The sequence below is a fragment of the Klebsiella sp. 1SOBk5mer genome (genome assembly GCF_046603115.1).
GTDB classification, from domain to species: Bacteria; Pseudomonadota; Gammaproteobacteria; order Enterobacterales; family Enterobacteriaceae; genus Klebsiella; species Klebsiella quasipneumoniae.
Window position 1 is genome coordinate 119,037 of record NZ_JBKIUU010000004.1, and the last position, 16,816, is coordinate 135,852.

Below are 16,816 nucleotides of genomic sequence, written 5' to 3' on the forward strand. Positions count from 1 at the left end.
GTTGAATGTGTGGAATACATCCCCATATACTGGATTACATATTAACGACGATGCAGTGGAGTGTGGCGTCGTCGGCTACCTGGCGGACTTTAAACTAAGAGAGAGCTCTATGAATCCTGAGCGTTCTGAACGCATTGAAATCCCCGTATTGCCGTTGCGCGATGTGGTGGTTTATCCGCACATGGTCATACCCCTGTTCGTAGGGCGGGAAAAATCTATCCGTTGCCTCGAAGCGGCCATGGACCATGATAAAAAAATCATGCTGGTTGCGCAGAAAGAAGCGTCGACGGATGAGCCGGGTGTAAACGATCTTTTCACCGTTGGAACCGTGGCGTCTATTTTGCAGATGCTGAAGCTGCCGGACGGCACCGTGAAGGTGCTGGTCGAAGGGCTACAGCGTGCACGCATTTCTGCGCTGTCTGATAATGGCGAACATTTCTCGGCGAAAGCGGAGTATCTCGACTCGCCGGCGATTGACGAACGTGAGCAGGAAGTGCTGGTTCGTACCGCTATCAGCCAGTTTGAAGGCTATATCAAGCTGAATAAAAAGATCCCACCGGAAGTGCTGACGTCGCTGAACAGCATCGACGATCCGGCGCGCCTGGCGGATACTATCGCGGCGCATATGCCGCTGAAGCTGGCGGACAAGCAGTCCGTGCTGGAGATGTCCGACGTCAACGAACGTCTGGAATATCTGATGGCGATGATGGAATCGGAAATCGATCTGCTGCAGGTTGAGAAGCGCATTCGCAACCGCGTCAAAAAGCAGATGGAGAAATCCCAGCGCGAGTACTATCTGAACGAGCAAATGAAAGCGATTCAGAAAGAACTCGGCGAGATGGACGACGCCCCGGACGAAAACGAAGCGCTGAAGCGCAAGATCGACGCGGCGAAAATGCCGAAAGAGGCGAAAGAGAAAACCGAAGCGGAACTGCAGAAGCTGAAGATGATGTCGCCGATGTCTGCGGAAGCGACCGTCGTGCGTGGCTACATCGACTGGATGGTGCAGGTGCCGTGGAATGCGCGCAGTAAGGTCAAAAAAGACCTGCGTCAGGCCCAGGAGATCCTCGATACCGATCACTATGGTCTGGAGCGCGTGAAGGACCGCATCCTTGAGTATCTCGCGGTGCAGAGCCGGGTGAACAAAATCAAGGGGCCGATCCTCTGCCTGGTGGGACCGCCGGGGGTAGGTAAAACCTCATTGGGTCAATCTATCGCCAAAGCGACCGGCCGGAAATACGTCCGCATGGCGCTGGGCGGCGTGCGCGATGAAGCGGAAATTCGCGGTCATCGTCGGACCTATATTGGCTCGATGCCGGGCAAACTGATCCAGAAAATGGCGAAAGTGGGGGTGAAAAACCCGCTGTTCCTGCTGGATGAGATCGACAAAATGTCTTCCGACATGCGCGGCGACCCGGCTTCCGCGTTGCTTGAGGTGCTGGATCCGGAACAGAACGTGGCCTTTAACGACCACTATCTGGAAGTGGATTACGATCTCAGCGACGTGATGTTCGTGGCGACGTCCAACTCCATGAACATTCCGGCGCCGCTGCTGGACCGTATGGAAGTAATTCGCCTCTCGGGTTACACCGAAGATGAAAAACTGAACATCGCCAAGCGTCACCTGCTGCCGAAGCAGATCGAACGCAACGCGCTGAAGAAAGGCGAACTGACCGTCGACGATAGCGCCATTATCGGCATTATTCGTTACTACACCCGTGAAGCGGGCGTTCGTAGCCTGGAGCGTGAAATCTCCAAGCTGTGCCGTAAGGCCGTTAAGCAGCTGTTGCTGGATAAAACGCTGAAACACATCGAAATTAACGGTGAGAATCTGCATGATTATCTCGGCGTGCAGCGCTTCGACTATGGCCGTGCCGATAGTGAGAACCGCGTCGGTCAGGTGACCGGTCTGGCGTGGACGGAAGTGGGCGGCGATCTGCTGACCATCGAAACCGCCTGCGTACCGGGTAAAGGCAAACTGACCTACACCGGCTCGCTGGGCGAGGTGATGCAGGAGTCGATTCAGGCTGCGCTGACCGTGGTACGTTCGCGGGCGGACAAGCTGGGCATTAACGCCGACTTCTACGAGAAGCGTGATATTCACGTCCACGTACCGGAAGGGGCGACGCCGAAGGATGGTCCGAGCGCGGGTATCGCCATGTGTACGGCGCTGGTCTCCTGCCTGACCGGCAACCCGGTTCGCGCCGATGTGGCGATGACCGGGGAGATTACGCTGCGTGGTCAGGTGCTGCCGATCGGCGGTCTGAAGGAAAAACTGCTGGCGGCGCATCGCGGCGGTATTAAGACTGTTCTGATTCCTGATGAGAACAAACGCGACCTTGAAGAAATTCCGGATAACGTTATCGCCGATTTGGATATCCATCCGGTGAAACGAATCGAGGAAGTTCTGACACTTGCGCTGCAGAACGAACCGTTCGGCATGCAGGTTGTGACCGCGAAATAGTGATTCTGCGCAAATTGCGCTAATAAAAATAGGGCTGGTAAGTCATTTCGGACTTGCCAGCCTTTTTTTGTGTAGCTAACTTAGATCGCTGGCAGGGGGGTCATCGACAACTGCTGTTGTAAGGGCATGACAGTCCTGATATAACTGCTGCGCGGTCGCACTATGAAGGACTCTGGTGCGATATAAATTATAAAGAGAGGAAGAGAACAGTGAATAAATCTCAACTGATTGACAAAATTGCTGCGGGTGCGGACATTTCTAAAGCTGCAGCTGGACGTGCGTTAGATGCTTTAATCGCTTCTGTTACTGAATCTCTGCAGGCTGGGGATGACGTTGCGCTGGTAGGTTTCGGTACCTTTGCTGTTAAAGAACGTGCCGCCCGTACTGGTCGCAACCCACAAACAGGTAAAGAAATTACTATCGCTGCCGCAAAAGTGCCGGGCTTCCGTGCTGGTAAAGCGCTGAAAGACGCGGTGAACTGATCGGCTTTCCCGTCAGGGAATGTGACGAAGTACAAGGGCGCATCGTGAGATGTGCCTTTTTTATTGCCTTTTCAGACCACTTTATGTGTGTTTATCGCCACTTGTGGGCTGACAATCACCCTGTTTTCTTGTCAAAATACGTCCTCACGCGCGGCGGCCATCACGTGCTATGCTGCGCGAGCTAAAGTCATCTACAGCGGAGCGTTGTTACACCATGATGGACAACCTACGCACGGCCGCCAACAGCGTCGTGCTCAAGATTATTTTCGGTATCATTATCGTCTCGTTCATTTTGACCGGGGTGAGTGGTTACCTGATTGGCGGTGGCAAAAACTATGCCGCAAAAGTGAATGGCCAGGAGATTGGCCGTGGGCAGTTTGAAAACGCCGTCGCCAGCGAACGTAACCGTATGCAGCAGCAGCTTGGCGACCAGTTCTCCGAGCTGGCGGCGAACGAAAACTACATGAAAACCATGCGCCAGCAGGTGCTGAACCGCCTGATCGATGAGTCGCTTCTGGATCAGTATGCCCGCGAGCTGGGCCTCAGCATCAGCGATGAGCAGGTGAAGCAGGCGATCTTCCAGACCCAGGCGTTCCAGACGAACGGTAAGTTCGACAACCAGCGTTTCAGCGGTATTGTCGCCCAGATGGGAATGACCACCGATCAGTACGCCCAGGCGCTGCGTAACCAGCTGACCACGCAGCAGCTGATTAACGCCATTGCGGGTACCGACTTCATGCTGCCGGGTGAGTCCGATCAGCTGGCGGCGCTGGTGTCTCAGCAGCGTGTCGTCCGCGAAGCGACCATCAACGTCAACGCCCTGGCGGCAAAACAGACCGCCAGCGATGAGGAAATCAACGCTTTCTGGCAGCAGAATCAGGCCCGTTTTATGGCGCCGGAGCAGTTCCGCGTGAGCTACATCAAGATGGATGCCGCCAGCATGCAGGAAAACGCCTCTGACGAAGAAATCCAGTCATGGTATGACCAGCATAAAGATCAGTTCACTCAGCCGCAGCGTAATCGCTACAGCGTGATTCAGACTAAAACTGAAGCCGACGCGAAAGCGGTGCTGGCCGAGCTGCAAAAAGGCGCTGATTTCGCCACGCTGGCAAAAGAAAAATCGACCGATATTATTTCTGCCCGCAACGGCGGCGATATGGGGTGGATGGAAGATGCCTCTACCGTGCCTGAGCTGAAAGAGGCCGGCCTGAAAGAGAAAGGCCAGCTCTCCGGGGTGATCAAATCCTCGGTTGGCTTCCTGGTGGCCCGTCTGGACGACGTCCAGCCGGCGCAGGTCAAACCGCTGGCTGACGTGCGCAATGACATTGCGGCGAAAGTGAAGCAGGAGAAAGCGCTGGATGCTTACTATGCGCTGCAGCAGAAGGTGAGCGATGCGGCCAGCAACGATAATGAATCGCTGGCGGGCGCGGCGCAGGTCGCCGGAGTGCAGGTGGTGGAAACCGGCTGGTTTGGCCGCGATAACCTGCCGGAAGAGCTGAACTTTAAACCGGTCGCTGACGCTATCTTCAACGGCGGTCTGGTCGGTGTGAACGGCGCGCCGGGCAGCAACTCTGACATCATTACCGTTGATGGCGATCGCGCCTTTGTTCTGCGTATCAGCGAGCACAAAGCCGAGGCGGTGAAACCGCTGGCCGAAGTGAAGGCGCAGGTCAGCGATATCGTTAAGCACAATAAAGCGGAACAGCAGGCGAAGCTGGATGCCGATAAGCTGCTGGCGGCGCTGAAAGACGGCAAAGGCGATGAGGCGATGAAGGCGGCTGGCCTGAGCTTTGGCGCGCCGCAGACGCTTTCCCGTACCGGCCAGGATCCGCTGAGCCAGCTGGCATTCACTCTGCCGCTGCCGCAGCAGGGCAAACCGGTCTATGGCGTTGGCAGCAACATGCAAGGCGATGTGGTGCTGGTGGCGCTGGATGAAGTGAAAGCAGGCAGCATGCCGGAAGAGCAGAAGAAGGCTATGGTTCAGGGGATTACCCAGAACAATGCCCAAATCGCTTTCGAAGCGCTGATGAGCAACCTGCGCAAGGCGGCGAAAATTAAGCTGGGCGACAGCATCGACCAGCAGCAGTAATTTCGTGTCGTTTCGCAAAAATACGCAACACCATGTAATCCTCAGGGGCCGCTTTCGCGGCCCTTTCCATTTCTGTGATTTGCCTTTTGTCGTCCATCCGCACTGACGCTATCGTAGCCTTGCTGTCTACACACAAGGAGATATCAGCATGAAATATGGAATAAAAGCACTGATGGCCGCGGGCGTTCTGGTTTTCGCGGTAGGCGCACAGGGTGCGCTGGCCGCCCCCGCCAGCGGCAAAGCGGTGGTAACCAAAGAGCATGTCCCGGCGTCCTCTTCGGCGAAAGCGAAAGCGGAACCCGGCGAGGCCGACAACGGGGCGACCAAAGTCAGCATTAACCACGCCAGCGCCGAGCAGCTGGCGCAGGCTCTGAATGGCGTGGGGTTAAAAAAAGCCCAGGCGATTGTCAGCTACCGTGAGGAGTACGGGCCGTTTAAAACCCTTGATGACCTGAAGCAGGTCCCGGGGATGGGCAGTGCGCTGGTGGAGCGGAATTTAGCCCATCTAACGCTGTAAATTTTATGCCAGCGCTTGCACAGCGGTGATTTTTTGCCAGGATAAAGAGGTTGCATTAAGTGGTGTGACCTCTTACCTCACAAACAACAATAACAGAAAGGCATTGATGCTATGCAAACACAAATTAAAGTTCGCGGCTATCATCTGGACGTCTACCAGCATGTGAATAACGCACGCTACCTGGAGTTCCTTGAGGAGGCCCGCTGGGATGGTCTGGAAAATAGCCCGGCGTTTCAGTGGATGACCGAGAAAAACATCGCCTTCGTGGTGGTGAATATTAATATCAACTACCGCCGTCCGGCGGTCCTGGGCGATGTGCTGACGGTGAGCAGCAAACTGGAGCAACTCAACGGCAAAAGCGGCACGCTCAGCCAGGTGGTCACCCTCAACCCCAATGGCGAGGTGGTGGCCGATGCGCTGATCACCTTCGTCTGTATTGATTTGAAAACCCAGAAGGCGCTGCCGCTGGAAGGGGAACTGCGAGAGAAACTCGACCAGATGAACTTGCGCTGACAACCGTCGCGTGCGTGCCGGGCGGTGGCGCGCCTCGACCTCCGGAAGGTGATCAACCCCTTGCCCCGGTATGCGTAGCGCCACCGGGGAATTTGGACTGAAGCTTCGGGCAGATACCTCTTCGGAGGCTATGCCTGTGTCAAGCCGGTTTTTTGCTTCATCACCGCCATTACCCCGGTCTTATCGGCCAGATACTGGTTGAGCCCGTTAGCGCGCAGGTTGCAGGCGGCGCACTGGCCGCAGCCATCGCCCTTAATGCCGTTGTAGCAGGTGAGGGTTTCCCGGCGCACCAGATCCAGCTGACCCCAGTAGTCGGCCAGCGCCCAGGTCTCGGCTTTGTTCAGCCACATCAGCGGGGTTTCAAAGCGAATGTCTTTCGCCATCCCAAGGCTGACGGCGTGGTGCAGCGCTTTGACAAACTCATCGCGGCAGTCCGGGTAGCCGGAGAAATCGGTCTCGCACACGCCGGTGATGATAGCGTCGGCTTTTACCTGATAGGCGTAGATTGCCGTCAGGGTTAAAAACAGAATATTGCGCCCCGGGACAAAAGTATTGGGAATGCCCTCGGCATCAGGCTGATAGTCCGGTACCGGAATGTTATCGCGGGTCAGGCTGCTGACCGCCAGTTCATTGAGCAGGGTAACGTCCAGCACTTTATGCGCGACGGCGCCAAGTTTCAGGGCGAGTTCGCGCGCAACGTCGATTTCCGCGCGGTGGCGTTGGCCATAATCAAAAGTGACGCAATGCACTTCATCATACTGTTGCAGAGCCTGCACCAGACAGGTGGTTGAATCTTGTCCTCCGCTGAAGACAACTACGGCGCGTTTCATGGCAATTCCTGACTTAATGAGTAAAGGCGATATGGTAGCGCCAGACGCCCGCCACCACCAGCTCTCTCACGTCGACGCCGGCAGCCAGGCGCTGGCGAAGTCGAACCAGCCGCGGGCGTTGAGGCGCAAGCCATTGACACCCGGCGGGGCGCTGATCCGATAGTTGTATTTAAACAGCGGCGTCATGATGGCGTCTTCCATGAGGTTGTTAAATACGTTGCGCAGCGCATCGTTGCGGCTGCGGGCTTCCGGCTGCGCCTGTACCGCGTCTAATGTCGCCTGCAGATGGGCATATTGCGCCCCGGTCAGCAAATTGGGCCACAGCATATCGCAGCGCAGCCACTGCTCCAGGGCATACTCTGGCGCTTCGCCGATCAGGCGGTCGCCCATCATCAGGTCGGCCTGCCCCAGATGCTGGCAGCCCTCCCAGTTTTTGGCGTCATGAAACAGAAGCGTCAGCTCGCAGCCCAGCACAGCCAGCCGCTGTCTCAGCTGTTCGGCCATGGCGTGGAGTTCGACCGGCAGATGGTAGAGCAGCGTGAGCCTGGCCGGCAGCGGCACCGCGCTGTTTTCCGGCCCCTGCGGGATGGACCATCCCGGCAACACCTCATGGCTTGGCGTAATCAGATCCTCGTCGAGCGGCAGCGTTTCCAGCAACGACGAGCGGTGAATTATCGATACCAGCCGCTGGGCCTGCGCTTTGCTAAGCCGAGGGCTGTGACGCAGGGTCAGATAGCAGAAGCCAAGACTGATGCTGTTGCTGACCTGGCGCAGGTTATGGAGCTCTTCGCGATCGCCAATCGTGATCTGCACCGGGTGGCGGCAGCTGGTCCCGAGATCGCGATCGAAGAGCTGGGGGGTGATCCAGTACTCCACCGCCTGGATCAGCGGATGCCGCAGATGGTAGCGGGGATGGTTCTCCAGGCGGACGAGTTCCGGACTAAACCGCTTCAGGCGGAACGGTCCGCAGCCGATGGCAGGATCGTCAGGATGGGCCAGCACGCTGCAATAGCTGGCGAGGCGGAACGGCAGCCAGTAGTCAGGGCGATGCAGCGTGATGGTGAGGCACTGGGCGTGAGTGACATTGATGTGGCTGATGCTGGCGAAGAGGGTCCGCAAGGCGGGCAGATCCAGCAGCAGCAGTAAGCGCTGCCGCAGCTGTGCGGTTTCCACTGCATCGCCGTTGTGCCAGCACAGCGTGGAGCGGATATAAAACTGCCAGCGCAGGCCGTCAGGGGAGACCTGCCAGTGGTGCGCCAGATCGCCGATCGGCATAGTGTCGCCTTCGTCGAAGCGCGTCAGCCCGGCATAGATCTGCCCGGCCAGATGCTGCTCGGCGCGTCCGGGCAGAAAGCCGGGGCGTAGCGGCTCCAGCGGGCGATAGTATGGAATACGCAGCGTTGGGGTATTGTTTTGCCACTGACCGCCCAGAAAGGGGTGGAGCAGGGCTTTCAGCTCCACCGGGGCCAGCTGCGCCAGCTCCAGCGCGTTTTGCTGCTGACCTTTATGCAGCGCCAGCTCCATCATCTCATTGCGCAGACGTTCCGGCGTTTTATAAAAAGAGAGCAGTCCGCGCTTGCCGCGCCCGGAGCGGGCCTGCCAGCTTAACCATCCGGCCTCTTGCGCCTGACGCAGCAGGGTACGGACATGGCGTTCGCTGCAAAAACAGCGTTCCGCCAGTTCGCCGACGGTGACCTGCTGCGGCGCCCCGGCTGAGGGTTGCCACAGCCGCTGGTACTGATTTAAACGGTGTAAGAGTCGCATAAGCGCTGTCGTCCACCGGGCCGTAATAAACCCGGAACAATTTATATTATCTATTCACTATTACTTCCGTATATCCCAGGTGATACTGCAGCACAAGCGAAGCCCATCACACATTGGGGAAAACACCATGGCAAAACTGGCAGCATTTGATATGGACGGCACCTTGCTGATGCCGGACCATCGTCTCGGAGAAAAGACGCTCACCGCGCTTAAACGGCTGCGGGAACGCGATATCACCCTGACGTTCGCCACCGGCCGCCATGCGCTGGAGATGCACCATGTGATGGGTGAGTTTTCCCTGGACGCCTTTCTGATCACGGGCAACGGGACGCGCATCCACTCGCTGGAAGGGGAGGAGCTGTACCGTCAGGATCTCAATCCCGAGGTAGCGGAAGAAGTGCTGCATAGTCGATGGGATACCCGGGCCAGCATGCACGTGTTTAATGACGGCGGTTGGTTCACCGGCCAGGCAAGGCCTGAGCTTCTGAAGGCGCATGTCTTTAGCGGGTTTCGCTATCAACTGTGCGATCCGAAACGTATGTCGGCGCATCATGTCACCAAGATCTGCTTCTGCGGCGATCATGACGATCTGCGCCGACTGCGGATCCAACTGAATGAGGCGCTGGGCCAGCGCGCGTTTCTCTGCTTCTCGGCGATGGACTGTCTGGAAGTGCTGCCGGTTGGCTGCAATAAAGGCGCGGCGCTGGCGAGGCTGAGCCAGCACCTGGGCCTCACCCTACAGGAGTGCATGGCCTTCGGCGATGCGATGAACGATCGCGAGATGCTTCGCAGCGTCGGGCGGGGGTTCATCATGGGCAACGCGATGCCGCAGCTGAAAGCCGAGCTGCCGCATCTCCCGGTTATCGGCGACTGCCGGCATCAGGCGGTCTCCCATTTTTTAACGCATTGGCTGGATAATCCTGATCTTCCTTATTCCCCCGAATAGAGAGACCCTTCCAGCAAGCCAGATAGCATTTTATCTGGCTTTTTTTATGTTCTGCCGACCAGCCGGGCGAGCTCCGCCTGCCAGGGGGCGATATCGCCGATGTTGGCCGCCACCCACTGTGGGTTGTAATAGCTTTCCAGATAACGCTCGCCGCTGTCGCACAGCAGGGTCACGAGAGAACCCGTGCGTCCTTCCTCGCGCATCCGCGCGGCCAGCTGCAGCACCCCCCACATATTGGTCCCGGTCGAGGCGCCGACTTTTCGTCCAAGCTGCGTTTCCAGCCACAAAGCAGTGGCCACGCTCGCCGCATCCGGCACGCGCAGCATCTCATCGACAACGTCGGGAATAAATGATGGCTCGACGCGCGGGCGGCCGATGCCTTCAATTTTGCTGCCAACCGGGCTGCGCAGGCTGGCGTCGCGAGTCTGCCAGTAATCGAGGAACACCGAATTTTGCGGGTCGACAACCATCAGCTGCGTCTCGTAACCCTGGCTGCGAATATAGCGGCCAATGGTCGCTGAGGTGCCGCCGGTGCCGGCGCTCATCACGATCCACGATGGCTGCGGGTGCGGCTCATGGCTCATCTGGCGGAAAATACTGTCGGCGATATTGTTATTGCCGCGCCAGTCGGTGGCCCGCTCGGCGAAGGTAAACTGATCCATATAGTGACCGTTCAGCTCGCGCGCCAGCGTTTCGGAAGCCGCGTAGATTTCGCAGGCGTTCTGCACAAAATGACAGCGTCCGCCGTAGAACTCGATCTGTTCGATTTTGCGTCTGGCGGTGCAGGAGGGCATCACGGCGATAAACGGCAGCCCCAGCAGGCGGGCGAAATAGGCTTCAGAAACCGCGGTCGAACCCGAAGACGATTCGATAATCGTAGTGCCTTCTTTGATCCAGCCGTTGCACAGGCCATAGAGAAACAGCGACCGCGCCAGACGGTGTTTGAGGCTACCGGTCGGATGCGTACTTTCATCCTTCAGATAAATCGGGATCCCGGGAAAACCAGGCAGCGCCAGGCGAATCAGGTGTGTATCGGCGGAACGCTGATAGTCGGCGTTAATTTCACTAATGGCGTGTTTTACCCAGGCGCTATTCATCTCGGATTCCTGTTTGTCATTTTGTGCCCAGCTTAGCGGATTGTGCGGGAAAAATTGTTGCTATTTAGCCTTTCAATTACAATTGCGGGAGTAAATTATTCTCTCTGGTGGCCTTATGTTAGATAAAATTGACCGTAAGCTGCTGGCGCTGCTGCAGGAAGATTGCACCCTCTCTTTGCAGGCGCTGGCTGATGCCGTTAATCTGACCACGACCCCTTGCTGGAAACGCCTGAAACGACTCGAGGATGAGGGTATTCTCCGCGGGCGCGTCGCCTTACTGGATGCGGAAAAGGTGGGGCTGGGGCTGACGGCGTTTGTCCTGATCAAGACCCAACATCACAGCAGCGACTGGTATTGCCATTTTGTGAGCGAAGTGACGCAGATGGCTGAAGTGCTCGGCTTCTGGCGGATGGCAGGGGAGTATGACTATCTGCTGCGGGTGCAGGTGGCCGATATGAAGCGCTATGACGACTTTTATAAACGTTTGGTGAACAGCGTGCCGGGGCTGTCGGATGTCACTTCGAGTTTTGCCATGGAACAGATAAAATACACCACCGCCTTGCCTGTCGAATAACGGTATTGCGCCGTAACCCATAACAAAATCAGGATCTTACTGCTTGCGATTATTTGCACAACTCAGCTGGTATTTCCGCCGGGAGTGGCGCCGCTATCTTGGCGCCATTGCCCTGCTGGCCATTATTGCCGTCCTGCAGCTTGTTCCGCCGAAGGTGGTGGGCATTGTGGTCGACGGCGTGACGCAACAACATTACACCGCGGAGAAGGTGTGGATGTGGATCGGCGCGCTGGTGCTGATCGCGGTGATGGTTTACCTGCTGCGCTATGTCTGGCGCGTGCTGCTGTTCGGCGCCTCTTACCAGCTGGCGGTTGAACTGCGGGAAGACTTTTACCGGCAGCTGAGCCGCCAGCATCCGGCGTTCTATTTGCGCCATCGCACCGGGGATCTGATCGCCCGCGCCACCAACGACGTGGACCGGGTGGTGTTTGCCGCCGGTGAAGGGGTGTTAACCCTGGTGGATTCCCTGGTGATGGGCTGTGCGGTGTTGATTGTGATGTCGACGCAGATTAGCTGGCAGCTCACCCTGCTGGCGCTGCTGCCGATGCCGCTGATGGCCCTGGCGATCAAACGCAACGGCGATGCCCTTCACGAACGTTTTCGCGTTGCCCAGGCGGCCTTTTCCAGCCTCAACGATCGCACGCAGGAGAGTCTGACCAGCATCCGCATGATTAAGGCGTTCGGGCTGGAGGATCGCCAGTCGGCGCAGTTTGCCGCCGATGCGGCCGATACCGGAGCGAAAAATATGCGCGTGGCGCGCATTGACGCTCGCTTCGACCCTACTATCTATATCGCCATCGGGGCGGCGAATCTGCTGGCCATCGGCGGCGGCAGCTGGATGGTGATCCACGGTAGCCTGACGCTGGGTCAGCTCACCAGCTTTGTGATGTACCTTGGTCTGATGATCTGGCCGATGCTGGCGCTGGCGTGGATGTTTAACATCGTGGAGCGCGGTAGCGCGGCCTATGGCCGTATTCGCACCATGCTCGAAGAGGCGCCGGCGGTGGACGACGGGACCGAGACGGTACCGGCTGGCCGCGGCGTCCTGCAGGTCGCTATCCGCGATTTCATCTATCCGCAGGCGAGCAAGCCTTCGCTGGAACAGGTTAATTTTACCCTGCAGCCGGGGCAAATGCTGGGCATCTGCGGGCCGACGGGCGCTGGCAAAAGCACCATTCTGGCCCTGCTGCAGCGCCATTTTGACGTCACCAGCGGCGAGATCCGCTTTCACGATCTGCCGCTACCGCGTCTGCAGCTCGACAGCTGGCGCGAACGGCTGGCGGTGGTCAATCAGACGCCGTTTTTATTCTCCGATACCGTCGCCAATAATATCGCGCTGGGAAAACCGGACGCGACGCCGGAACAGATTGAGCGGGTGGCGCGGCTGGCCAGCGTGCATGACGACATTCTGCGTCTGCCCCAGGGGTACGATACCGAAGTGGGCGAGCGCGGCGTGATGCTCTCCGGCGGCCAGAAACAGCGCATCTCGATTGCCCGCGCCCTGCTGCTGGAGGCCGAAATTCTGATCCTTGATGATGCTTTATCCGCGGTGGATGGCCGCACCGAACACCAGATCCTGCATAACCTGCGCCAGTGGGGAGAGGGGCGGACGGTGATCATCAGCGCCCACCGCCTGTCGGCGCTGACTGAGGCCAGCGAAATCCTGGTGCTGCAGCATGGGCATGTCGCCCAGCGCGGCCGCCATGAGGCGCTGGCGGTGCAGCCCGGCTGGTACCGCGACATGTATCGGTATCAGCAGCTGGAAGCCGCGCTCGACGAGGTTCCCCAGGAGCAAGAGGAGGCCCTGGATGCGTAGCTTTACCGAACTCTGGCCGACGCTTAGACGCCTGCTGGCCTATGGTTCACCGTGGCGTAAGCCGCTGGCCATCGCGGTGGCGATGATGTGGATCGCGGCGGCGGCGGAGGTGAGCGGCCCGCTGCTTATCAGCTATTTCATCGACAATATGGTGGCGAAACAGACTCTGCCGCTGAAGCTGGTGGCAGGCCTGGCGGCAGCCTATATCGGTCTGCAGCTGCTGGCGGCGCTACTGCATTATAACCAGTCGCTGCTGTTTAACCGCGCCGCGGTCGGCGTGGTCCAGCAGTTACGCAGCGATGTGATGGATGCCGCCCTGCATCAGCCGCTCAGCGAGTTTGATACTCAGCCGGTCGGGCAGCTGATCTCACGCGTGACCAACGATACCGAAGTCATTCGTGACCTGTATGTGACGGTAGTGGCGACGGTGCTGCGCAGCGCGGCGCTGATCGGCGCGATGCTGGTGGCGATGTTTAGCCTCGACTGGCGGATGGCGCTGGTGGCGATCGCGATTTTCCCGGCGGTGCTGATCGTGATGATCATTTATCAGCGCTATAGCACGCCGATCGTGCGCCGGGTGCGCGCCTGGCTTGCCGACATCAACGATGGCTTTAACGAAGTGATCAACGGCATGGGGGTCATCCAGCAGTTCCGCCAGCAGGCGCGCTTTGGCGAACGGATGCGCGAGGCCAGCTACGCCCACTACCTGGCGCGGATGCAGACGCTGCGCCTGGACGGTTTTCTGCTGCGTCCGCTGCTGAGCCTCTTTTCCTCGCTGGTGCTGTGCGGGCTGCTGATGCTGTTCGGCTTTAGCGCGGCGGGCACGATTGAGGTCGGGGTGCTGTACGCGTTTATCAGCTATCTCGGACGCCTCAACGAGCCGCTCATTGAGCTGACCACCCAGCAGTCGATGCTGCAGCAGGCGGTGGTCGCCGGCGAACGCGTTTTCGAATTGATGGACCGTCCGCGCCAGGCGTGGGGCGCCGATGACGCGCCGCTGAGCAGCGGTCGGGTGGAAATCGACCATCTCTCCTTTGCCTACCGCGGGGATCGTCTGGTCCTCCAGGATATCACGCTGGATATACCTTCCCGCAGTTTTGTGGCGCTGGTCGGGCATACCGGCAGTGGGAAGAGTACCCTCGCCAGTCTGATGATGGGCTATTACCCGTTAACCCACGGGGAGATCCGCATCGATGGCCGGCCGCTCTCTTCTCTCAGCCACAGCGCGTTGCGTCGGGGCATCGCGATGGTGCAACAGGATCCGGTGGTGCTGGCGGATACCTTCTACGCCAACGTCGCGCTGGGCCGGGACATCAGCGAAACACAGGTCTGGGAAGCGCTGGAGGCGGTGCAGCTGGCGGCGGTGGCGCGCAGCATGCGCGACGGCCTGTACACCCAGCTGGGCGAGCAGGGCAATAATCTCTCCGTCGGACAGAAGCAGCTGCTGGCGCTGGCGCGCGTGCTGGTGGAGACCCCGCAGGTTCTGATTCTGGATGAGGCGACGGCGAACATCGACTCCGGCACCGAGCAGGCGATCCAGCAGGCGCTGGCGAAGGTTCGCCAGCATACCACTCTGGTGGTCATTGCCCATCGCCTGTCGACCATCGTTGAGGCGGATACCATTCTGGTCCTGCATCGCGGTCAGGCCGTCGAGCGGGGCAACCATCAGCAACTGCTGGCGGCGAAAGGCCGCTACTGGCAGATGTATCAGCTACAGCTGGCTGGTGAAGAGCTGGCGGCCAGCGCCAGAGAAGAGTCGCTCAGCGCCTGATGCACCACCAGCAGGCAGCGAAGGCGGGTCGGCCTGTCGTGGTGCAAAAACGTTACATCAAATGCACCGCCGTGGTGCATTTTTGCTCGTTAAACGCCTTTACGCAGGCTAATGCCTGACCTCTCGCCTGTTTTTTGCCATCAAAGGGCCGCTCAGCGGCCTTTTTTCATTTCTGGCATAGCCCTTGCTTTATATCCATCGTGTTAGCTGCGGCCATTACCGAATACTGACTGGAGGGGACTTATGAAGCTGGTTACCGTGGTAATCAAACCATTCAAACTGGAAGACGTGCGTGAAGCCTTGTCTTCCATCGGCATTCAGGGCCTGACGGTCACTGAAGTCAAAGGATTTGGCCGTCAGAAAGGTCATGCGGAGCTCTACCGCGGCGCCGAGTATAGCGTCAACTTTCTGCCAAAAGTGAAGATTGATGTGGCGATCGCCGACGATCAGCTGGATGAAGTTATCGATGTCATCAGCAAAGCGGCTTACACCGGAAAAATTGGCGACGGCAAAATTTTTGTCGCTGAATTGCAGCGCGTCATTCGCATCCGTACCGGCGAAGCTGACGAAGCGGCACTGTAATTTCCAGACCACACAGTGATGGGGAACGAAACAATGAAAATGGCAACAATGAAATCGGGTCTGGGGGCGTTAGCCCTTCTTCCGGGGCTGGCGATGGCCGCGCCTGCGGTGGCGGACAAAGCCGATAATGCGTTTATGATGATTTGCACCGCGCTGGTTCTGTTTATGACTATCCCGGGGATTGCGCTGTTTTACGGCGGGCTGATCCGCGGTAAGAACGTTCTTTCCATGCTAACGCAGGTGATTGTCACCTTTGGCCTCGTCTGCGTACTGTGGGTCATTTATGGCTATACCCTGGCCTTCGGCACCGGCGGCAGCTTCTTCGGCAGCTTTGACTGGGTAATGCTGAAAAATATTGAACTGAAAGCGCTGATGGGCACCTTCTATCAGTATATCCACGTCGCCTTCCAGGGCTCGTTCGCCTGCATCACCGTCGGGCTGATCGTCGGCGCGCTGGCTGAACGTATCCGTTTCTCCGCGGTGCTGATTTTCGTGGTGGTGTGGATGACGCTCTCCTACGTGCCGATTGCGCATATGGTCTGGGGCGGCGGTCTGCTGGCGACCCATGGCGCGCTGGATTTCGCCGGCGGCACTGTTGTGCACATCAACGCCGCGGTCGCCGGGCTGGTGGGCGCCTATATGATGGGCAAACGCGTGGGCTTCGGCAAAGAAGCGTTCAAACCGCATAACCTGCCGATGGTGTTCACCGGCACCGCTATCCTCTATGTGGGCTGGTTCGGCTTCAACGCCGGCTCTGCCAGCGCAGCGAATGAAATCGCGGCCCTGGCGTTCGTTAACACCGTCGTGGCGACCGCCGCGGCTATCCTGGCGTGGACCTTTGGCGAATGGGCTCTGCGCGGCAAACCTTCACTGCTGGGCGCCTGCTCCGGGGCAATTGCTGGTCTGGTTGGCGTTACGCCGGCGTGTGGTTATATCGGTGTCGGCGGCGCGCTGATCGTCGGTATCGCCTCTGGCCTGGCGGGCATCTGGGGCGTGACTGCGCTGAAACGCTGGCTGCGTGTGGATGACCCTTGCGACGTCTTCGGCGTCCACGGCGTCTGCGGCATCGTCGGCTGCATCCTGACCGGTATCTTCGCGGCGACGTCTCTGGGCGGCGTCGGTTATGCGGAAGGCGTCACCATGGGCCATCAGCTGCTGGTGCAGCTGGAAAGTATCGGCATTACCGTGGTCTGGTCCGGCGTCGTCGCTTTCATCGGCTACAAAGTGGCGGATATGACCGTAGGGCTGCGTGTACCGGAAGAGCAGGAGCGCGAAGGGCTGGACGTCAACAGCCATGGCGAAAACGCCTACAACGCCTGACAGAAAACCCTTCTCCATGTAGCAAAAAGCCTCCCGTCAGGGAGGCTTTTT

Annotated in this window: 14 protein-coding genes; 11 read left to right on the forward strand and 3 right to left on the reverse strand. The window is 58.5% G+C overall.

Features of this window, described 5'->3' with window-relative positions:
* Window positions 1-109: 109 nt before the first annotated feature.
* From lon to ACLH1U_RS11615, 5 genes are all read left to right on the forward strand, one after another.
* Entirely contained in the window at window positions 110-2,464 is a 2,355-nt protein-coding gene (lon, locus tag ACLH1U_RS11595) for an endopeptidase La (RefSeq protein ID WP_023288614.1), read from the forward strand.
* Window positions 2,465-2,673: 209 nt separating this feature from the next.
* Entirely contained in the window at window positions 2,674-2,946 is a 273-nt protein-coding gene (gene hupB / locus ACLH1U_RS11600; RefSeq protein ID WP_002444653.1) for a nucleoid-associated protein HU-beta, read from the forward strand.
* Between the two features lie 214 nt (window positions 2,947-3,160).
* The gene (ppiD, locus tag ACLH1U_RS11605; RefSeq protein ID WP_032453854.1) at window positions 3,161-5,035 is read left to right on the forward strand and encodes a peptidylprolyl isomerase; all 1,875 of its coding nucleotides are present in this window, start codon (window positions 3,161-3,163) and stop codon (window positions 5,033-5,035) included.
* Window positions 5,036-5,183: 148 nt separating this feature from the next.
* On the forward strand, window positions 5,184-5,552 hold the full coding sequence (locus tag ACLH1U_RS11610) for a helix-hairpin-helix domain-containing protein (protein WP_023288616.1): 369 nt from the start codon (window positions 5,184-5,186) through the stop codon (window positions 5,550-5,552).
* 111 nt (window positions 5,553-5,663) lie between these two features.
* Complete coding sequence (locus ACLH1U_RS11615; RefSeq protein WP_023288617.1) at window positions 5,664-6,065, forward strand: YbgC/FadM family acyl-CoA thioesterase; 402 nt, start codon at window positions 5,664-5,666, stop codon at window positions 6,063-6,065.
* Between the two features lie 128 nt (window positions 6,066-6,193).
* Here the strand turns inward: ACLH1U_RS11615 and queC are convergent, their stop codons facing one another.
* Window positions 6,194-6,895 (reverse strand): 7-cyano-7-deazaguanine synthase QueC, encoded by a 702-nt coding sequence (gene queC / locus ACLH1U_RS11620; protein ID WP_085551208.1) that lies wholly within the window; start codon window positions 6,893-6,895, stop codon window positions 6,194-6,196.
* Window positions 6,896-6,961: 66 nt separating this feature from the next.
* Complete coding sequence (locus ACLH1U_RS11625) at window positions 6,962-8,659, reverse strand: SgrR family transcriptional regulator (protein WP_085551207.1); 1,698 nt, start codon at window positions 8,657-8,659, stop codon at window positions 6,962-6,964.
* 127 nt (window positions 8,660-8,786) lie between these two features.
* Between ACLH1U_RS11625 and cof the strand changes: the two genes are divergently transcribed.
* The gene (gene cof / locus ACLH1U_RS11630) at window positions 8,787-9,605 is read left to right on the forward strand and encodes an HMP-PP phosphatase (RefSeq protein ID WP_044521268.1); all 819 of its coding nucleotides are present in this window, start codon (window positions 8,787-8,789) and stop codon (window positions 9,603-9,605) included.
* A gap of 44 nt (window positions 9,606-9,649) precedes the next feature.
* Here the strand turns inward: cof and ACLH1U_RS11635 are convergent, their stop codons facing one another.
* A complete protein-coding gene (locus ACLH1U_RS11635; RefSeq protein ID WP_023288621.1) occupies window positions 9,650-10,702 on the reverse strand; it encodes a PLP-dependent cysteine synthase family protein in 1,053 nt (350 codons plus the stop codon).
* Window positions 10,703-10,817: 115 nt separating this feature from the next.
* Here ACLH1U_RS11635 and ACLH1U_RS11640 point away from each other — a divergent pair, with 115 nt between their 5' ends.
* The 5 genes from ACLH1U_RS11640 (at window position 10,818) to amtB (ending at window position 16,765) form a co-directional block, all read left to right on the forward strand.
* Entirely contained in the window at window positions 10,818-11,276 is a 459-nt protein-coding gene (locus ACLH1U_RS11640) for an Lrp/AsnC family transcriptional regulator (RefSeq protein ID WP_004204786.1), read from the forward strand.
* A 43-nt stretch (window positions 11,277-11,319) separates the two neighbouring features.
* Complete coding sequence (locus ACLH1U_RS11645; protein WP_023288622.1) at window positions 11,320-13,092, forward strand: SmdA family multidrug ABC transporter permease/ATP-binding protein; 1,773 nt, start codon at window positions 11,320-11,322, stop codon at window positions 13,090-13,092.
* Window positions 13,085-14,863, forward strand: a complete 1,779-nt coding sequence (locus ACLH1U_RS11650; protein ID WP_032453858.1) for a SmdB family multidrug efflux ABC transporter permease/ATP-binding protein — start codon at window positions 13,085-13,087, stop codon at window positions 14,861-14,863. The genes ACLH1U_RS11645 and ACLH1U_RS11650 overlap by 8 nt, the downstream gene beginning before the upstream one ends.
* Before the next feature lie 243 nt (window positions 14,864-15,106).
* Entirely contained in the window at window positions 15,107-15,445 is a 339-nt protein-coding gene (glnK, locus tag ACLH1U_RS11655) for a P-II family nitrogen regulator (RefSeq protein ID WP_002891893.1), read from the forward strand.
* Window positions 15,446-15,478: 33 nt separating this feature from the next.
* Window positions 15,479-16,765 carry an ammonium transporter AmtB gene (amtB, locus tag ACLH1U_RS11660; protein ID WP_004204781.1) on the forward strand — a complete coding sequence of 429 codons (1,287 nt, stop codon included), beginning with the start codon at window positions 15,479-15,481 and terminating at the stop codon, window positions 16,763-16,765.
* Window positions 16,766-16,816: the final 51 nt, after the last annotated feature.